This window comes from Brevibacterium album DSM 18261 (genome assembly GCF_000426445.1).
Lineage (GTDB): Bacteria > Actinomycetota > Actinomycetes > Actinomycetales > Brevibacteriaceae > Brevibacterium > Brevibacterium album.
In genome coordinates, this window is the sequence record NZ_AUFJ01000009.1 from 281066 (window position 1) to 299089 (window position 18024).

Consider the following 18024-nt stretch of genomic DNA (forward strand, 5'->3'; position numbering starts at 1 on the left):
GGACCTTCTAGCGTTCACGAGGCTTCCCCGGTGATCGTATCTGCGCAGCGAGAGCGACGAGGGTGATGCACGCTGCTGCCGTGATCGCGATGGGAAGCGACGCGATCGTTGTGATGCCTCCGATCGCGGGTGTGAGCGCGATGGTGGCGGCTCGCATGATCCAGTTGACCCAGGTCACTCCGGCATGCGCCTTGAGGCCCGGCAGCGCATCAGCGCCCGCGAACGCCAGCGGCACGGTGATCGCGCAGCCGAGGCCCGCCAACGCGAAGCCTGTCAGGGTCAGTGGCACCCAAGACGTCCAGGCGGCCGTGATGAGTCCGCCGGCGATGAGGATGAGACTGGTGATGACGGCCGGCCTGTTTCCGACCCGGTCGATGAAGCGATCCCCGATCATCCGCCCGATGAACTGCGCCCCCAGGATCACGCTCAACCCGATACCTGCCATCGACGGGGAAACGTCGCGCTCGGCGGCGAGGAACACGGCCGACCAGTTGTTGCCGACATCCTCAACGGAGACGCCGGCCAGAGCGACGAGCGCGAGCGGGATGAGCAGCCACGCGGCGCGACGACCGAGCGGCTCCGATGCAGGACCTTCTCCTGCGCTGGCCGCACGGTCGGGAAGAAACGAACGCGCAGCGCACGCCATCGTGACAGTGCAGAGCACGCCCCACACAGCCAGGTGGATCAGCAGCGGCACTTCGGCCGACGCCATGATGGTTCCCACGATGCCGCCGGCAGCGGCACCGATGCTCCATCCTGCGTGCATCGAGGACAGCAGCGAGCGCCGGTGGGCCTCCTGCACTCGGAGCCCTTGGGAGTTCTGCGCGACATCGACTACGGCGTCTCCGTATCCGGCCAGCACCAGGCCGGCCGTGAAGATCCACGGATTGCCCAGCGCGACACCGGCGGCAGCGAGGAGGAACGCAGCGGCCATCCATGCGGTGCCGAGCGAGGTCACCCAGCGGCTGCCCCAGCGTCGCAGGAACGCTCCCGGCGTCTGGAAGGCTCCGGCTGCGCCGATCATGAATCCCGCGACGAGGAGCCCGAAGACCCCGGCGTCCGCATCGAGCGCGTCCTTCACCTCGGCGTAGCGGGCGAGCAGTGTGGCCGGGAGCGTCCCGTTCGTGGCGAACGCGACCATCGTCGCCGCGCGCGCCCGCCGACCGGCCTGTGACTGTTGCATGTCCAGCACTCTCGCGTTTGAATCGAACACATGCAACGTTCAGTTCGCCTCAAAACGATCATCAATGCCGTCAGGGTGCCGGGCGGCGCACGGGTGGGCGAGCTGGCACGCGTAACGGAGACCTCGACGATGACGATCCGGCGAGACCTCGCCGAACTCGAACGCCAAGGCATGCTCCGCCGCACACACGGAGGCGCAGTCAGCCTCCCCGCACGAGGCGCACGGCTGCCCTACAGCATGCGAGCCGACAGCGGCATCGAGCAGAAACAGACCATCGCCGCGAAAGCGGCGACGCTGATTCCCGATGGTGCGAGCGTGATCGTCGACACCGGCACGACCTGCGCCGCCGTCGCGCAAGCCCTCGCCGGGCGCGACATCACCGCTCTCGTGTTGTCGGTTCCGGCTGCATCAGCACTGGGCGCATGTCCTGGGGCTAGGATCATCACCCCGGGAGGCGAGCTCGACCTCGAGGAGCTTGCCTGGTCGGGGCATCGCGCGATCCGGGAGATACGCGAGTTCCGGGCCGACTGCGCCGTGGTCGGCGTCTGCGCCTGGGATGAGGAAGCCGGGCTGACCGCGACGTCGACGCACGACGCCGAGGTCAAGAAAGCGATCATCGACTCGGCCCAGCGCGTCCTCGCCGTCTCGACCGCGGACAAGATCGGCACCTCAGCCACGTTCACGGCGTGCCCGACCGATCGAGTCCACGCGCTCGTGACGCACAACCTCGGCGACGAAGCCAGAGCATGGATGACCGCTGCCGGCGTCGACATCATCGACAATGCGTAAGCACCAGCTTCGCCCGGTGAGGCCGTGGCGGAGCCGCTACTCGGAACCCGGCACTCCGCTGAGACGTTTCCCACCTGCGGCGCTCTGCGGTGGGCTCCGCAACCCCTCTTGTGGTTGACTGTTGTGCTGCACATGAGGCGAGCCCGGCGGCTGAAGGACACACTCCGGCCCCCGGCTCGCCTCGACGCCTCTGAAGCGTCGTGCAGCGCAACCGCAGCGCCTCGGCCGTCCGGCCGAGCGCGCAGCGCACCTCAACGTTAGCGAGAACCGATGCCCGAGCGCTCCAGCGCCGCGTCCCCTCAGCCCGCACGTCCCTCCGCACCCGACCGCCCGGTCGCCTTCATCAGCATCGGCGTCCTGGCCATGTTCATCCTCCTGGCCCTCGTGTTCCGCGACGCCGTCACGAGCGGCATCGACACCGCGTTCGCCGCCTCCTCGGAGTGGTTCGGCGGCTACTGGCAGCTCCTGCTGCTCGCCACCTTCCTCGCGGCAGTCGTCCTGGCCTTCACCCCCTATGCCCGCGCACGCATGGGCGGCACCGCCACCGTGGAGTACAGCCGCTTCAAGTGGCTGGCGATGATCATGTCCACGCTGCTGGCCGGCGGGGGCGTGTTCTGGGCGGCCGCCGAACCGGTGGCCCACTACCTCGACGAGCCGCCGCACTTCGGCGCGGCGGCCACCGCGCAGGAGCGGGTCACCAATGCGCTGGCGCAGAGTTTCGTGGACTGGGGCTTCCTCGCCTGGGCGATCCTGGGCACCCTGGGCGCCGTCGTGATGTCCCACGCACACTCGAAGGGCATGCCGCTGCGCCCGCGCACGCTGCTCTACCCGGTGATGGGGAAGAGGATCCTCACCAGCTGGGTGGGCACGGTGGCGGACATCGTCTCCGTCCTCGCCGTCGTCGCCGGCACGGTGGGGCCCATCGGCTTCCTGGGTCTGCAGGTCTCCTACGGGATCTCCGTGCTGACCGGGATCCCCGACGGCTACCCCATGCAGCTGACCATCATCGCGGTGCTCACCGGCATGGCGGCGCTCTCCGTCTCCTCCGGCCTCGGCAGGGGCATCCAGATCCTGAGCCGCGTGAACATCTGGATGGCGCTGATCCTCATGGCCGCGGTCCTGCTGCTGGGCTCCGCCGGCTACGTCCTGCGCGCCTGGGCGGGCGGATTCGCCACCTATGTCACCGACTTCTTCAGCCTGTCCCTCTACCAGGGCGACCAGGCGTGGCTCTCCGGCTGGACCGTGTTCTTCTTCGGCTGGTTCGTGGGCTACGCGCCGCTCATGTCCGTTTTCGTCGCCCGGATCTCCCACGGCCGCACCGTTCGCGACCTGCTGCTCAGCAACGCCGTGCTCGCGCCCGTCGTCACCACTCTCTGGTTCGCGGTGCTGGGCGGCACGGGCCTCGCGCTGGAACTGCGGAACCCGGGCAGCGTCACCGGCGCGTACGCGTCCGACGGCGTTCCCGCCGTCGTCATGTCGATCTCCGCGCAGCTGCCGCTCTCGCTGCCCGTCACTGTGTTCTTCCTGGTCCTCACCACGATGTTCGTCACCACGACGACGGACTCCATGTCGTTCGCGATCGCGCAGTCCTGCACCGCCTCCGGCGAGCCCTCCACGCGCCTGCGGGCGACGTGGGCGGTCGTCATGGGCATCGCCGCGGCGGTCCTCATCTCGATCGGCGACGGCGGGATCGGCGCACTGCAGTCGGTCATCGTCATCACCGCCGCCCCGGTGGGCTTCCTCATGCTCCCGTCCGTGTTCGCCGCTCCGGTGTTCGTGCGCCGCATGGCGATCGAGCAGGGTGTGGTCACCCCGCGCGGCGGCGCTGCGGCGCCGGCTGAGGCGGAGGGCTCTGCAGAGCCCGTGCCCGAGGCGGATGCATCCGCAGCTCAGTCCTCTGCATCCAGGAGCATCTGAGCGGAGGCGAGCCAGGTGGCGCGCATCGGCTCGGTGTCCATCGGCCTGCCGGAGAACGCGTAGGTGAGCGCCATGCCGCGCATGCTGGTGAAGAGCAGGTCCAGCACCTGCGGGAACCGCGGATGCGCACTGAGCCGCGGACCCGCGAGCACATGGGCGTTGGCCCGCACCCTCCGGAGCACGCTCCGCTCATGGTCGACGATCTGCCCTGCGAGCTCCGCGTCCGTGCGCGCGGCCACCCAGGTCTCCACCGCCGCCCAGAAATTGGGCTCGGAGAAGCTCGACCACAGCCGGTCCAGCATCCACTCCAGCCGAGCACCCCGGTCCTCGGCGGGCGGTGCACCCGCGATCTCACCGGAGGAGCCGCTGTCCGCGCCGCCATTCGCAGCTGTTCCCTCCGGCGAGCCCGCCGCCGCACCGGCACCGGCCTCGGCGCCCTCCTCCGACAGCCCCACGGCGGCCAGGCGATCCTCCGTCAGCCGGCGGGTGGCGGCGGCGAGCAGCTCCCGCTTGGACGGGAAGTGGTGGAGCAGCTTGCCGCGCGAGACGCCCGCGCGCTGCTGTACGCGCAGGGTCGTCGTCGCGGCGTAGCCGTCCTCGAGCAGGCACGCGATCGCGGCGGAGAGGATGGCCTCCTTGGCCTCCCTCCCCCGCCGCTGACCGGGCTGCGCCGTCTGGCCGGGCGTCTCCACCTCGCGGCTGCGGATCAGCGCGGCGCCATCCGGATGGAGCCGTCCAGGCGGATGGTCTCGCCGTTGAGCATGGGGTTCTCCACGATCTGCGCGGCCAGCAGACCGTACTCGGACGGCTCGCCCAGACGCTTGGGGTGCGGGACCTGCTCGCCCAGCGACTTCAGCGTCTCCTCCGAGGCGCCCAGCATGAGCGGGGTCTTGAAGATGCCGGGGGCGATCGTCATGACGCGGATCTTCTGGCTCGCGAGGTCGCGGGCGGCCGGCAGCGTCAGGCCCACGATCCCGCCCTTCGAGGACGAGTACGCGGCCTGGCCGATCTGGCCGTCGAAGGCCGCGGCGGAGGCCGTGTTGATGATGACGCCGCGCTCCTCGCCCGCCGGCTCGATCTCCGCCATGAAGGCCGCACCCAGGCGGAGCACGTTGAAGGAGCCGATGAGATTGACGTTGATGATCTTCTTGTAGACGTCGAGGGGGAAGACTCCCTTGCGACCCACGATGCGGTGCGAGCCGCCGATGCCCGCGCAGTTGACGACGACGCGCAGGTCACCCAGCTCCTTCGTCCGCTCCAGGGCGGCCTGGACGGCGTCCTCGTCAGTGACATCGCCCTCGACGACGATGACGTCGTCACCCAGCGCATCGGCCTCGGGCGTGGTCTTGAGGTCGAAGACGACGACCTTGGCACCGCGGCTCAGGAACTCCCTGACCGTGGCGAGGCCGAGGCCGGACGCGCCTCCCGTGACGAATGCGACCTGATCCTTGATCTGCATGTGATGACTCCCCTTCGAGCGAGTGCGTCTGCGAATCTGCGGTGCCTCTCACCGCACCAGTCCATATTGACTGGTTTGCGGCGATATGTGAAGCTGAACGCACGATAAGTACCGTCTCGACAGGTGCGTCGCCAAGCATGCCGGCCGTGTGAGCGTCCGGCCCATTCGAAGGAGAATCCCATGCCAGACGCAGTCATCGTGGCCGCCCGCCGCACCCCCACGGGCAAGCGCGACGGAGCCCTCTCCGGCATCCACCCCGCAGACCTCTCCGCCGCCGTGCTCGAGGACCTCGTCGCCACCGCGGGCGTCGATCCCGCTCTCGTCGAGGACGTCATCTGGGGCTGCGTCACCCAGGCCGGCGAGCAGACCGGCGACATCGCCCGCACCGCAGCGCTGTCCGCGGGCTTCCCCGAGACCGTCACGGGCGTCACCGTCGATCGCCAGTGCGGCTCCTCGCAGCAGGCCGTCCACTTCGCGGCCGCCGGCATCGTCTCCGGCCAGTACGACATCGTCATCGCCGGCGGCGTCGAGTCGATGTCCCGCAACCCGATGGGCTCCTCCTCCCAGGGGAAGAGCCCCTACGGCGAGAAGTTCGGCGTCCGCTACGACGGCGTGCGCCCCAACCAGGGCATCGGCGCGGAGATGATCGCCGAGCAGTGGGGCTTCACCCGCGAGCAGCTGGACTCCTTCTCCCTCGACTCGCACGCCAAGGCTCAGGCCGCGACCGAGGCCGGGCGCTTCGAGAGCCAGATCGTGCCGATCGAGACCGCTGACGGCACCGTCACGAAGGACGAGGGCATCCGCCCCGGCGGCACGCTGGAGAAGCTCGCCAAGCTGCCCACGGTCTTCAAGGAGGACGGCGTCATCCACGCCGGCAACGCCTCGCAGATCTCCGACGGCTCCGCAGCCCTCCTCATGATGAGCGGCGACCGGGCGAAGGAGCTGGGACTCAAGCCGCTCGCACGCGTCCACACCGCCGTGCTCGCCGGCTCCGACCCCGTCATCATGCTGACCGCCCCCATCCCCGCCACGCAGAAGGCGCTCAAGCGCTCGGGGCTCAGCATCGACGACATCGGCGCCTTCGAGGTCAACGAGGCCTTCGCACCGGTGCCGATGGCCTGGCTGCAGGACCTGGGAGCGGACGCCTCGCGCCTCAACCCCAACGGCGGCGCCATCGCGATGGGCCACCCGCTCGGCGGCTCCGGCGCGCGCCTCATGACCACCCTGGTCCACCACATGGCCGACAATGGCATCCGCTACGGCCTGCAGACCATGTGCGAGGGCGGCGGACAGGCCAACGCCACCATCCTCGAGCTGCTCTGAGGGGGACGGGAAGCATGAAGAGGGATCTCTACACCCAGGACCACGAGGACTTCCGCGCCACCGTCTCGGCCTTCCTCGACAAGGAGGTCGTCCCCCACTTCGAGCGGTGGGAGGAGGCGAAGATCGTCGACCGCTCCATGTGGAAGGCGGCTGCCGAGGCCGGTGTCATCGGCTTCGCCCACCCCGAGGAGCACGGCGGCGGGGGCATCGAGGACTTCCGCTTCGAGATGGTCCGCGCGGAGGAGGTCGCCCGGCGGGGCGTGGGCTCGGCCACGGGCGGCTGGGGCGTGTCCGACGGCATCGTGCCCGGCTACCTCACCGCCTTCGGCTCCGAGCACCTCAAGGAGAAGTACCTGCCGGGCCTGGCCTCGGGCGATCTCATCAGCGCCATCGCGATGACGGAGCCCGGAGCGGGCTCGGACCTCCAGAACATCCGCACACGTGCCGTCAGGGACGGCGACGACTGGGTCATCAACGGCGCGAAGACGTTCATCACGAACGGCCAGAACTGCGATTTCGTCGTGGTCGTCGCGCGGACGGACCCCGAGGCCAAGGGCTCCCGCGGCACCTCGCTGTTCATCGTGGACGCGGGCACCCCCGGCTTCACCAAGGGGCGCAACCTCGACAAGGTGGGGCTGGCCGCCCAGGACACCTCGGAGCTGAGCTTCGAGGACGTCCGCGTGCCGGACTCGCAGCTGCTCGGCGAGCTCAACCAGGGGTTCATCCACCTCATGGTGAACCTGCCCTATGAGCGCCTCACGATCGCCTCCGGCGCGATCGCCGGAGCCCGTGCCGCGCTCGACGGCACCGCGGAGTACGTCTTCAGCCGCGAGGCCTACGGACGGACGATCGGCGATCTGCAGAACACGCAGTTCGAGCTCGCGGAGATGGAGGCCCGCCTCGATGCGGTCGAGGCCTATGTAGACAAGTGCGCACTCGCCCTCAACGCGGGCGAGCTCACCGCGGTGGACGCCTCGAAGGCCAAGATGGTCGCCGCCGAGCTCCAGGTCGAGATCGTCAACCGGTGCCTGCAGCTCCACGGCGGGTTCGGCTACATGCTCGAGTACCCCATCGGCAGGGCCTTCCGCGACACCCGGATCCAGACGATCTACGGCGGCGCCACCGAGGTCATGAAGCACATCATCGGCAAGGACATCCGCTCCCGCCACCGCTGAGGCCCCTCCCTCCGCCCGCCCGGGCACCACAGGTCCCGCACCACCCGAATCCCAACAACAAGTTGCGTCTGCGCACCGGCCGTGATGCACGGCCGGCACGCAGACGCAACTTGCATAGGGGGAGGAATGAGCGGGCGGCGAACGAGGCAGCGAGCGGACACCGGTTTCGGACCCTCCGCGTTCCGCAGGTCACAACTTGAGAACTTCGTCAGATATCCTCGGGAGCACATTGCGGTTGTGATGATCATTCGATAAGTTCATCCACGTCGTCCGCGGCCGTGCACACTCGGCGTGCGGCATACAGATGAAGGCAAAGGTGACTTCATATGCACAATATGAACCAGATCGTCGACCGGGTGCTCTCCGCCGTGACAGCGCTCGCCGTCATCGCGATGATGCTCCACGTCGTCGCCCACGCGCTCATGCGCTTCTTCTTCAACGCCCCCATCTACGGGACCAACGAGATCGTCGCGTACTGGTGGCTGCCGGCCGTCGCACTGCTCGGCATCCCTGCAGCTCACCTGCAGAAGGAGCACATCACCGTCACGCTCGTGACCGACCGGCTCTCGCAGCGCACCGGCAACATCTTCAAGATCTTCGCCTGCATCGTGTGCGGCCTCGCGAGCGTGGGCTTCATGGTGTTCGGGTTCCAGGAGGCGATGAAGAACTTCTCGATCGGCTCGACGGCCGGCGTCACCGACATCATCACCTGGCCGGTCTACTTCCTCGTCCCCCTCGTCTTCGCGAGCATGGCGGTGCTCTACATCCTCGACATCGTCGTCATCGCCCGCACCGGCCGCAGCGATCTCGATCCCCTCACGGGCGAGAAGGTCGAGACCGATCCCGCAGAGACGACGCTGTGAGCCCCGGCTCGCCGCTGACGGACCACGAACGGAACACCGCTATGACCTCCACTCAGACCTCCGCCGAGGCGCAGACGCTCCCCCCGCTGCTGCCATCGGCCCGCCGCGGCTCCAAGCCCGGCTACGTCACCCTTCTCGTCTGCTTCGGCCTGCTGGCCGTCACGCTCGCAGGCTTCTTCACCTCCGGCTCCGGCCCCACCGCCGGCCTGTGGTGCATCGGCATGATGCTCGTGCTCCTGTTCATGGGCGTGCCCGTCGCGATCGCACTGGCCGTGCCCAGCCTCATCGGCGTCTACGGCCTGGCCGGCATCCCCGCGACCACGAACATCCTCGCGACCGCGCCCTTCAACTCGGTCTCGAAGTGGTCCTACTCCGTCCTGCCCATGTTCATCTTCATGGGCATGCTGCTGGCGCAGTCGGGCATGGCCTCCCGGATCTACCGGGCCACGGACCGCTGGTTCTCCTGGCTGCCCGGCGGCATCGGCATCGGCACGACCGCCGCAGGTGCGGGTCTGGCCTCCGTCTCCGGCTCCACGATCGGCATGACCTACACCCTGGGCCGCGCCGGCATCCCGGAGATGCTCAAGGCGGGCTTCGACAAGCGCATGGCCGTGGGCACCGTCATCGTCTCCGGCCTGCCCGGCGGGCTCATCCCGCCCTCGATCCTCCTCGTCATCTTCGCCGGGATCGCCTCCGTGCCCGTGGGCCCGCAGCTCATGGCCGGCGCCGTGCCGGGCATCCTCATCGCCGTCACGTACGGGATCTTCATCTTCTGCATCGGCATCTTCGCCCCCAGCCTGGTGGGCCGCGGCAAGAAGGGCACGGGTGAGAGGAAGGTCGTGACCTGGGGCGAGCGCTTCCAGTCGCTCGGCGAGATCTGGGGTTTCCCGGTCATCATGATCGTGCTGTTCGGCGGCATGTTCTCCGGCGCCTTCACCCCCACCGAGGCCGGCGCGGCCGCCGCCCTCACCGCACTCCTGCTGACCCTCCTGCACACCCGCAGGGACAGGCCGTTCAGCAAGGTCGGCCATGCGGCGATGTCCACCGTCTCCGCAACCGCAGCGATCTTCTTCATCATGATCGGCGCGGAGATGCTCACCCGCCTGCTCGCGATCACCGGCCTCGCCCCGATGGTCACGGACTTCATCGTGGGCCTGGGGCTGAGCCGGCTGGGCTTCCTGCTCGTCCTCATCGTCCTCTACGTCATCATGGGCATGTTCTTCGACACCCTGTCGATGATGCTCCTGACCGTCCCGATCCTGCTGCCCACGCTGGCGGCGATGGATGTCAACCCCCTGTGGTTCGGCGTGTTCGTCGTCCTCCTCGGCGAGCTCGGCATGATCACCCCGCCCGTGGGCCTGCTGCCGTTCATCGTGCACAACATCACGAAGAACCCCGAGGTCAACATGGGCCAGGACATCACCCTCAAGGACGTGTTCGTCTCCCTCATCTGGTTCCTGCCCATCGTCATCCTGTTCCTCGTCATCATGATCTTCGTGCCCCAGATGACCGAATGGCTGCCGGCCCTGCTCGAACGGGCGGCCGGAGGCACCGCCACCCAGTAGCCCGCTTGCCCGCCGAGGCGCGGTGCAGCGGTCCGCCGCACCGCGCCTCGGGCGTGTCCGGGGCCGGGCCCCGGCCCTTCCCCTCACAGTTCCCATCCACACAAGAAGAAAGCGAATCCCACCCATGGCACTGCCCGCCACCTCCCCTCGCAGGACCGGCCGCACCCGGCGCCTCACAGGCGCCATCTCCGCCGCAGCCGCCCTGTCCCTCACGCTGAGCGCCTGCGCCGGCTCCGCCGGCAGCGGGGGCGGCGCAGGAGCAGGCGGGGGAGGTGAGGGCTACGAGGCCGGAGCCGACCAGGCCGCAATCGACGAGGCGCTCGCGGACCTCGACCCGGTCACGATCATCTACCAGCCCTCGGCGGCCTCGCAGGAGTCCGTCCAGTCTCCCTCCGGCACCGTGCTCGCCGAGGCGATCGAAGAGCGCTCCGGCGGCAAGATCACCGTCGACATGGTGTGGGGTCAGGCCATCGCCCCCTATGGCGAACTGGATTCCGCGCTTGCGGACGGCCGCGTGGACCTCGCATACTCCCTGCCCGTGTACAAGCCTGCGGAGTACCCCGCACTGAACGCCCTCGGTGACGCCCTCGGCGGCAGCGACCCCTCCCCCTTCGTCGGGGAGATGGTGACGAACGCGATGGCCCTCGACGTCGCCTGGAACACCCCGGAGATCGTCGCCGAGTACGAGGAGAAGGGCCTCACCCCGATCTCTCCGATCACGGCCTCGGGCGGCTACTACTCCGTCTGCAGCGCCACGGGCATGACGCAGGAGGACTTCCAGGGCCGCCAGGTGCGCATCGCCTCGAAGACACAGGGGGAGCTCATCTCCCACATGGGTGCCTCGCCGGTGTCGATGGAGTACACGGAGACCTACGAGGCCCTGCAGCGCGGCACTGTCGACTGCACGCTCGGACAGCTCGTGCCCTCTGCGGAGGCCGGCATCTTCGAGGTCGCGCCCAATGTCGGCTACATGACGGAGACGAGCTTCTCCCGCGCCCCCGGCGCGCTCGTGGCGGGATCCGGCTTCGCCGAGCTGCCGCTGGCCTACCAGCAGGTCATCTTCGACTCCTATGCCGACTACTTCCAGGGCCAGATGATGACGACCATCGGAGGCAACGCCGACGGCATCCGGCAGGCCAAGGAGGCCGGCGGGGAGATCGAGCAGTTCCCGGAGGAGTTCCAGACGGAGATCGCCGCGTTCAACGAGGAGAACCTCGCGAAGATCAATGAGTCCGGCCCCATCGAGGGTGACCTCGAGGCCGCGGTCACCGCGGCCTCGGAGAAGTGGACCGCCAAGGCCGCAGAGCTGGGCTACGAGGACGGCGGCACCACCGCGGACATGGACCAGTGGTACGACGTCGACTCCGACTTCCGTCCCCTCGGCCAGGCCATCTACGACGAGGTGCTCCTCCCCCACCGCCCGTCCTGACCGATCGCGGGGCGCCCTGCCCGAGGGCGCCCGCCGGAGTCCGCTGAGACTCCCGGGGTGTGCGCCGCCGACGCCGGCGGCGCACACCCTCACCCACAGCAACCGGAGCGACAGCACGGTCGCCCGGCCTCAGCGCAGCTGAGACCCCTGAGCACGGACGTGCTCGCAGAAGTTCGACTCGAAGGAGAGCCGAGATGACGACAGTGAAGACAGTCCGCTCCGCACTGCCCCGTGCGGTGACCGCCGTCGCCGGGGGCGCAGCCCTCGCCCTCGCACTCACGGCCTGCGCCGGATCCGCCGGCACGGAAGGCGGAGGCAGCGGAGAAGGCTCAGCAGAGGGGTTCGAGTACGGTGCCGCCCAGGAGGACGTCGACGCGCTCCTGGCCGACCTCGATCCCGTCACCATCAAGTTCCAGCCCTCGGCGGCCTCGCCCGATTCCGTCATGGCGCCGGCCGGCACCGTCTTCAAGGAGATGGTCGAGGAGCGCTCCGGCGGCAAGATCGAGGTCGAGCTCATCTGGGGCCAGGCCATCGCCGGCTACGGCGAGGTCCACGACGCCCTCTCCGACGGCCGCCTCGACATGGCCTACACCCTGCCCCCGTATCAGCCCGCGGAGTTCCCGGCGATCAACGACCTCGGCACCGTCATGGCGGCGCTGCCGGCCTCGCCCTTCCACGGCGAGCTCGTCGCCAATGCCGTGGGCAATGAGCTCGGCTGGGAGAACGAATCCGTCCTGGGCGCCTACGAGGAGCGGGGACTGACCCCGCTGACGCCGCTCGCGGCCTCGGGCGGCTACTACTCCGTGTGCACGAACCCCGCGAGCTCCCCCGATGACTGGCAGGGCCTGCAGGCGCGGGCCGGCTCCAGCTCGCAGGGCAAGCTCATCCAGCACCTGGGCGGTTCCCCCGTCTCGATGGAGTACGCCGAGACCTTCGAAGCCCTCCAGCGCGGCACCGTCGACTGCACCGTGGGCCAGCTCGTGCCCTCCGCGGAATCCGGCATCTTCGAGGTCGCACCGCACCTGGGCTACTCCACGACGGCGAGCATCCCGCGTCTGCCCGGCGCGTACCTCGCCGGCTCGAGCTTCCAGGACCTGCCGCTCGCGTACCAGCAGATCATCTTCGACTCCAACGCCCTCGCCTCCTCCGGCGGCATGCAGGCGGTGATCGGCGGCAACGCCGCGGCGGTGGGCCAGGCGAAGGAGGCCGGCGGCGAGGTGACCGCGTTCAGCGACGAGCTGCAGGACCAGATCGCCTCGTACTCCGAGGAGCTGACGAACGAGGCGATCGGCAACGGCCACATCTCCGAGGACATCCTCGCGGAGATCACCGCGAAGCAGTCCGAATGGGACGAGCGGTTCACCGAGCTCGGCTACGAGGACCAGGGCACCGTCGCGGACTTCGACGAGTGGTTCGATCCGGAGACGGACTTCCTGCCCTACGCCGAGGCCAGCTACGAGAACGGCAACGCGATGGAGCACCGCCCCAACTGAGCGCGGGGCGGCCCCTGAGGAGCGCGCAGGTGCGGTGAGCGCATGCGCGCGGTGACCGCATGAGGGCGGGGCCGGAACACTCCGTTCAGGCCCCGCCCTCATGCGTGTGATCCCGCGTGTGATCTCGCGTGTGCTCGTGAGAGCGGTCTGCCGTGCGAACGGCCACAGAGGGTTCTCGCGTTCGCACGGCAGACCACGCTGCGGATGGGGGAAGGGGCCTCGCGCACGCCTTTGGGCAAGCGCCCCGCGCACGACTCTGAACATACGCTCGATCACCCTTCCGAATGTGGGCTGCGTCACATACAGTCTCCTTAGCGTCGACTCGAAGGAGAGCAGCGATGACACACAGGACGACAGTCCACAGGCACGCGACCACGGCCTCGGCACTCACAGCAGGAGGTGCGGCACTCGCCCTTGCGCTCACCGCCTGCGCCGGATCCGCCGGCACGGAAGGCGGAGGCGGCGGAGAAGGCTCAGCAGAGGGCTTCGAGTACGGAGCCCCCCAGGAGGACGTCGACGCGCTCCTGGCCGACCTCGACCCCGTCACCATCAAGTTCCAGCCCTCAGCCGCCTCCCCCGACTCCGTCATGGCACCCGCAGGCACCGTCTTCAAGGAGATCGTCGAAGAGCGCTCCGGCGGCAAGATCGAGGTCGAGCTCATCTGGGGCCAGGCCATCGCCGGCTACGGCGAAGTCCACGACGCCCTCTCCGACGGCCGCCTCGACCTCGCCTACACCCTGCCGGTCTACCTCCCCGCCGAATTCCCCGCGGTCAACGACCTCGGCACCGCACTCGCCGGCATGCCCGCCTCCCCCTTCGTCGGGGAGCTCGTGACCAACGCCGTGGGCAATGAGCTCGGCTGGGAGAACGAATCCGTCCTCGAGGCCTACGAGGAGCGCAATCTCACCCCGTTGACCCCGCTGGCCGCTTCCGGCGGCTACTACACGGTCTGCAACCGGGAGGTGGACAGCGCCGACGACTTCGCCGGCCTGCAGGTGCGCATCGCCTCGGCCTCGCAGTCGGCCCAGGTCCAGCACCTGGGCGGCTCTCCCGTCTCGATGGAGTACGCGGAGACCTTCGAGGCCCTCCAGCGCGGCACCGTCGACTGCACCCTGGGTCAGCTCGTGCCTTCGGCGGAGTCCGGCATCTTCGAGGTCGCGCCGCACCTCGGCTACACGACGACCGCGAGCTTCTCGCGCTCGCCCGGCGCCTACCTGGCCGGCTCGAGGTTCCAGGACCTGCCGCTGGCCTACCAGCAGATCATCTTCGACTCCAACGCCCTCGCCTCCTCCGGCGGCATGCTCGCCGTCATCGGGGGCAACGCCGCCGCGGTGGGCCAGGCGAAGGACGCCGGCGGCACCGTCACCGCGTTCGACGATCAGCTGCAGGAGGAGATCAGCACCTACTCCGCCGAGCTCACCGAGGAGGCGATCGGCAACGGCCTCGTGAGCGAGACCCTCACCGAGGACGTGCAGGACAAGCGTGCGGAATGGGAGGAGCGGTTCGCGGAGCTCGGCTACGAGGACCAGGGCACCGTCGAGGATCTCGACGAGTGGTTCGACCCGGAGACGGACTTCCTCCCCTACGCCCAGGCGAGCTACGAGAACGGCAGGGCCATGGAGCATCGCCCCAGCTGAGCGCAGGGGCTCATCTGCGGAGAGCACACGGCGACCGCACGAGGGCGGGGCCGGAGCACGATGTTCCGGCCCCGCCCTCGCATGCGTGGTCCAGCACGTGCGCGTGAGAGTCGTCTGCCGTGCGAACAGGAAAAGGCGCTTCTCGCGTTCGCACGGCAGACCACAGCGCCGGACGGTCCGAGCTCGGCCGCTCAGTCCTCCGGCAGTGAGGCCCCGGAGCCGTAGCCTGCCGCGCGGAAGCCGTCGATGACCCTGCGGACGGCGATGATCGCCCGGTCCCGCTCCGCCACGAGGTGCGGGACCGTGCGGACGCCGGCCTCCTCGTCGCAGCCGGCCACGACGGCATCGCGCAGCTCGCGCGTGAGCTCCGGGGCGTCCAGACGGGTCCACGGCGAGAGCAGCGACGGGCCGAAGTGGTCGAGCATGTGCGCCATGCCGCCGGGACCTCCCGCCAGGTGGAACGTGAGCATGGGGCCGTGCATGGGCCAGCGGAGACCGGGACCGTCCGTGATCGAGCGGTCGATCTGCTCGACCGTCGCCTCGCCGTTCGCGACCATGTGCAGCGCCTCGCGCCACAGGGCCTCCTGCAGGCGGTTGGCGATGAAGCCGGGCACCTCGCGGTCCATCGTGATGACGGACTTGCCGATGAACTCGTACCAGCGCGAGGCCCATTCCACGGCCTCCGGCGCCGTCTGCTCACCGCCCACGACCTCGACGAGCGGGATGAGGTACGGCGGGTTGAAGGGGTGGCCCACCACGAGGCGTTCCGGAGTCGCCGCCTCGACGGCCATCTCCGTCATCGAATAGCCCGAGGTGGAGGAGGCGATGACGACGCCCGGCGCGGCCGCGGCGTCGATGTCCCGGAGCAGTCCGCGCTTCATCTCGAGCACCTCGGGCGCGGACTCCTGGACGAACTGCGCTCCCTCGAGGGCCTCGGCGAGGTCGGTGTGCACGGAGATGTTCCGCGGATCGGCGCCCTCGGCCAGTCCCAGCTCCGTGAGGGCCGGCCAGGCGGCGTCGATGAGCGCGTGGACGCGGGCCTCTGCCGCGGGCGAGGGATCCCATGCTCGCACCCGGAAGCCGCGGGCCAGGAAGTACGCCGCCCAGCCGCCGCCGATGGTGCCGATGCCCACGCAGGCCACCGTCGTCATCGACTCCAGCGCAGGAGGAGCAGTGCGCGGTTCGAGGTCTCCCATCAGCGTCCCGCCTTCCCGAGCCCGAGGATCTCGCGGGCCTCGTCCGGGGTCGCCACGGACTCCCCGAGGCCGTCGATGAGGTCGACCGCCTTCTCCACCAGCTGTGCGTTGGTGGCCATGACCCCCTTGCTGAGGTAGAGGTTGTCCTCGAGTCCCACGCGGACGTGCCCGCCCATCGTGACGGAGAGCGCGGCCCATTTGAACTGGTTGCGGCCGATCGCGAAGGACGTCCACTGCGCGCCTTCGGGCAGCATGTTCACCTCGGCGGTGAGGAGGCCCGCGTCCGCCGGTGCGCCGTAGGGGATGCCCATGCACAGCTGGTACAGCGGCGGCGGGTCCACGAGCCCCTCCTCGACGAGGATGTTCGCGAACCACAGGTTGCCGGTGTCGAAGATCTCGAGCTCCGGCTTCACTCCCAGCTCGCGGATGCGGGCCGCGCCCTCGCGCATCATGTCAGGGGTGCTCACGTAGATCGAGCTGCCCTCGCCGAAGTTGAGGCTGCCGCAGTCGATCGTGCAGATCTCCGGGCGCAGCTCCTCGACGTGCGGGAGGCGGTCGAGACCGCTCACGAGGTCCGTGCCGGGCAGCTGCCGCGTGGGCTCGGAGGGATCGATCACGAGATCGCCGCCCATGCCGGCCGTGAGGTTGATGACGGGGTCCACATCGCTCGCGGCGATGAGCTCCACCGTCTCCCGGTAGAGGTCCGTATCGCGTGAGGGGCGCCCGGTCACCACATCGCGGACGTGGATGTGGACGACCGAGGCGCCGGCCCGGGCGGCGGCGATCGCATCGTTCGCGATCTGCTCCGGGGTGACCGGCACGTGCTCGCTCTTGCCGGTGGTGTCGCCGGCTCCGGTGAGCGCGGCGGTGAGGATGACCTTGCGGCCCATGGGGTGCCCCTTTCGGGTCGGGAGCGCTGGGCTCCGAAGTGCGGTGTCTGGGTCGGGGGTGGACGGATGCGGTGTCCGGGTCGGGAGTGCTGGGGTCAGGAGTGCGAGTGTGTGCGGGTCTGCGCTGCCGCGCCGGTGAGCTGGGCGGCCCCTCAGGTGTGCGCGAGCAGGACGCGGTCGATGAAGCTGTCCACCTGCGCGCGCATGCGCTCAGGCGTCACGGTGCCCACGAGCACCTTGATGCCCAGCCCGTCGAACAGGCTCGTGAGCTGTGTGGCGAGGTCCTCCGTGGGGGCATCGGCGAAGATCCCCGAGTCCTGCCCCTCGGCGATCACGTCGTAGACGGTCCGGTACCAGCGGCGGTAGGCCTGTGTGTGGTTCTCCCGCGAACCGCCCTCGACCGCCACCGAGTTCCAGCTCTGGAGCCAGATCGACCAGTCCGCCCGCAGGCCCTCGTCGTCCGGCAGCTGCAGGGCCATGAGATGCCTGAGCCGCTCCAGGGGACCGGCCGCCAGGTGCAGCGTCGCCACCTGGCAGTCGAAGGCGAGCTTGACGGAGAACCGCAGGCACTCCTCGAACAGCTCCTGTTTGTCCTGGAAGTGGTAGTGCACGGCGGAGCTGCTCACCCCGCAGGCCCGCGCGATGTCCGCGATCCGCGTCCGGTGCAGGCCGCGGTCGGCGAACAGCCGCCAGGCGGCCTCGATGATCTCGCGCCGCTTCTGCACGTGATCGGGGGTGTCCCGGACGCGGCGGGGCAGGCTGGAGGGCAGCGGCACCGCGGTGGTGCCCGCCGAGGAGTCGGAGCCGGTGAGCAGCCAGTTCACCGTCACACCGGCGACCGTCGCGATCCGCACGAGCTCATCGGGTTTGAACCGGCGCACGCCGCGCAGCGACTTCGACAGCTTGGTCTCGTCGAGATCCACCCGCCGGGAGAACTCGCGCTGCGGTGCGCCGGACTCCGAGATGCACGCCTTCACCCGGTTCCTGAGACCGAGCGCGGCAGCCGATGATTGCGATTCTGTGGCCACGGACTGAATGCTAGTCAGCGCTTGCGAACCGGACAATGCCGCATCGTCCACTGTGATCACCGCCTCTCCTCCCCGCT

15 protein-coding genes are annotated in these 18024 nt (G+C 69.3%); 9 read left to right on the top strand and 6 right to left on the bottom strand.

Annotated features, from left to right (window positions below; all coding sequences use genetic code 11):
• Positions 1-7: 7 nt before the first annotated feature.
• Entirely contained in the window at positions 8-1183 is a 1176-nt protein-coding gene (locus tag K318_RS18550; protein ID WP_156913731.1) for an MFS transporter, read from the bottom strand.
• Between the two features lie 30 nt (positions 1184-1213).
• On the opposite strand from K318_RS18550, the gene K318_RS0101355 reads away from it, so the two are divergent.
• Positions 1214-1972 carry a DeoR/GlpR family DNA-binding transcription regulator gene (locus K318_RS0101355; protein WP_029088140.1) on the top strand — a complete coding sequence of 253 codons (759 nt, stop codon included), beginning with the start codon at positions 1214-1216 and terminating at the stop codon, positions 1970-1972.
• A gap of 270 nt (positions 1973-2242) precedes the next feature.
• Positions 2243-3889 carry a BCCT family transporter gene (locus K318_RS18555; RefSeq protein ID WP_051297319.1) on the top strand — a complete coding sequence of 549 codons (1647 nt, stop codon included), beginning with the start codon at positions 2243-2245 and terminating at the stop codon, positions 3887-3889.
• On the opposite strand, the gene K318_RS24515 is transcribed toward K318_RS18555, so the two are convergent.
• Both K318_RS24515 and K318_RS0101370 read right to left on the bottom strand, forming a co-directional pair.
• Positions 3862-4581, bottom strand: coding sequence for a TetR/AcrR family transcriptional regulator (locus K318_RS24515; RefSeq protein WP_029088141.1), 720 nt, complete (start codon positions 4579-4581; stop codon positions 3862-3864). The genes K318_RS18555 and K318_RS24515 overlap by 28 nt on opposite strands.
• A gap of 14 nt (positions 4582-4595) precedes the next feature.
• Entirely contained in the window at positions 4596-5348 is a 753-nt protein-coding gene (locus K318_RS0101370; protein ID WP_029088142.1) for an SDR family NAD(P)-dependent oxidoreductase, read from the bottom strand.
• A 180-nt stretch (positions 5349-5528) separates the two neighbouring features.
• On the opposite strand from K318_RS0101370, the gene K318_RS0101375 reads away from it, so the two are divergent.
• The 7 genes from K318_RS0101375 to K318_RS0101405 all read left to right on the top strand — a co-directional run bounded on the left by K318_RS0101375 (position 5529) and on the right by K318_RS0101405 (position 14833).
• Positions 5529-6671 (top strand): thiolase family protein, encoded by a 1143-nt coding sequence (locus tag K318_RS0101375; RefSeq protein WP_029088143.1) that lies wholly within the window; start codon positions 5529-5531, stop codon positions 6669-6671.
• A 14-nt stretch (positions 6672-6685) separates the two neighbouring features.
• Entirely contained in the window at positions 6686-7846 is a 1161-nt protein-coding gene (locus K318_RS0101380) for an acyl-CoA dehydrogenase family protein (RefSeq protein ID WP_029088144.1), read from the top strand.
• 326 nt (positions 7847-8172) lie between these two features.
• Positions 8173-8709 carry a TRAP transporter small permease gene (locus tag K318_RS18560; RefSeq protein WP_051297320.1) on the top strand — a complete coding sequence of 179 codons (537 nt, stop codon included), beginning with the start codon at positions 8173-8175 and terminating at the stop codon, positions 8707-8709.
• 41 nt (positions 8710-8750) lie between these two features.
• Complete coding sequence (locus K318_RS0101390) at positions 8751-10274, top strand: TRAP transporter large permease (RefSeq protein ID WP_029088145.1); 1524 nt, start codon at positions 8751-8753, stop codon at positions 10272-10274.
• Between the two features lie 124 nt (positions 10275-10398).
• Entirely contained in the window at positions 10399-11703 is a 1305-nt protein-coding gene (dctP, locus tag K318_RS0101395) for a TRAP transporter substrate-binding protein DctP (protein ID WP_051297321.1), read from the top strand.
• A gap of 194 nt (positions 11704-11897) precedes the next feature.
• A complete protein-coding gene (gene dctP, locus K318_RS0101400) occupies positions 11898-13196 on the top strand; it encodes a TRAP transporter substrate-binding protein DctP (protein ID WP_029088147.1) in 1299 nt (432 codons plus the stop codon).
• A 338-nt stretch (positions 13197-13534) separates the two neighbouring features.
• A complete protein-coding gene (locus tag K318_RS0101405) occupies positions 13535-14833 on the top strand; it encodes a type 2 periplasmic-binding domain-containing protein (RefSeq protein ID WP_029088148.1) in 1299 nt (432 codons plus the stop codon).
• Positions 14834-15024: 191 nt separating this feature from the next.
• Here the strand turns inward: K318_RS0101405 and K318_RS0101410 are convergent, their stop codons facing one another.
• The 3 genes from K318_RS0101410 to K318_RS0101420 all read right to left on the bottom strand — a co-directional run bounded on the left by K318_RS0101410 (position 15025) and on the right by K318_RS0101420 (position 17947).
• Positions 15025-16029: a 3-hydroxyacyl-CoA dehydrogenase NAD-binding domain-containing protein gene (locus K318_RS0101410; protein WP_029088149.1), complete on the bottom strand. Its 1005-nt coding sequence runs from the start codon at positions 16027-16029 to the stop codon at positions 15025-15027.
• Positions 16029-16919, bottom strand: coding sequence for a beta-keto acid cleavage family enzyme (locus K318_RS0101415; protein WP_029088150.1), 891 nt, complete (start codon positions 16917-16919; stop codon positions 16029-16031). The genes K318_RS0101410 and K318_RS0101415 overlap by 1 nt, the downstream gene beginning before the upstream one ends.
• A 152-nt stretch (positions 16920-17071) precedes the next feature.
• A complete protein-coding gene (locus K318_RS0101420; protein WP_245579728.1) occupies positions 17072-17947 on the bottom strand; it encodes a TetR/AcrR family transcriptional regulator in 876 nt (291 codons plus the stop codon).
• Positions 17948-18024: the final 77 nt, after the last annotated feature.

What these genes read in the sequence shown, in the direction of transcription:
- K318_RS0101405 (WP_029088148.1), top strand. Translation starts at nt 13,535, where the DNA reads ATGACACACAGGACGACAGTCCACAGGCACGCGACCACGGCCTCGGCA.
- K318_RS0101375 (WP_029088143.1), top strand. Translation starts at nt 5,529, where the DNA reads ATGCCAGACGCAGTCATCGTGGCCGCCCGCCGCACCCCCACGGGCAAG.
- K318_RS0101370 (WP_029088142.1), bottom strand. Translation starts at nt 5,348, where the DNA reads ATGCAGATCAAGGATCAGGTCGCATTCGTCACGGGAGGCGCGTCCGGC.
- dctP (WP_051297321.1), top strand. Translation starts at nt 10,399, where the DNA reads ATGGCACTGCCCGCCACCTCCCCTCGCAGGACCGGCCGCACCCGGCGC.
- K318_RS0101390 (WP_029088145.1), top strand. Translation starts at nt 8,751, where the DNA reads ATGACCTCCACTCAGACCTCCGCCGAGGCGCAGACGCTCCCCCCGCTG.
- K318_RS0101415 (WP_029088150.1), bottom strand. Translation starts at nt 16,919, where the DNA reads ATGGGCCGCAAGGTCATCCTCACCGCCGCGCTCACCGGAGCCGGCGAC.
- K318_RS18560 (WP_051297320.1), top strand. Translation starts at nt 8,173, where the DNA reads ATGCACAATATGAACCAGATCGTCGACCGGGTGCTCTCCGCCGTGACA.
- dctP (WP_029088147.1), top strand. Translation starts at nt 11,898, where the DNA reads ATGACGACAGTGAAGACAGTCCGCTCCGCACTGCCCCGTGCGGTGACC.
- K318_RS18550 (WP_156913731.1), bottom strand. Translation starts at nt 1,183, where the DNA reads ATGCAACAGTCACAGGCCGGTCGGCGGGCGCGCGCGGCGACGATGGTC.
- K318_RS0101355 (WP_029088140.1), top strand. Translation starts at nt 1,214, where the DNA reads ATGCAACGTTCAGTTCGCCTCAAAACGATCATCAATGCCGTCAGGGTG.
- K318_RS0101410 (WP_029088149.1), bottom strand. Translation starts at nt 16,029, where the DNA reads ATGGGAGACCTCGAACCGCGCACTGCTCCTCCTGCGCTGGAGTCGATG.
- K318_RS0101380 (WP_029088144.1), top strand. Translation starts at nt 6,686, where the DNA reads ATGAAGAGGGATCTCTACACCCAGGACCACGAGGACTTCCGCGCCACC.
- K318_RS18555 (WP_051297319.1), top strand. Translation starts at nt 2,243, where the DNA reads ATGCCCGAGCGCTCCAGCGCCGCGTCCCCTCAGCCCGCACGTCCCTCC.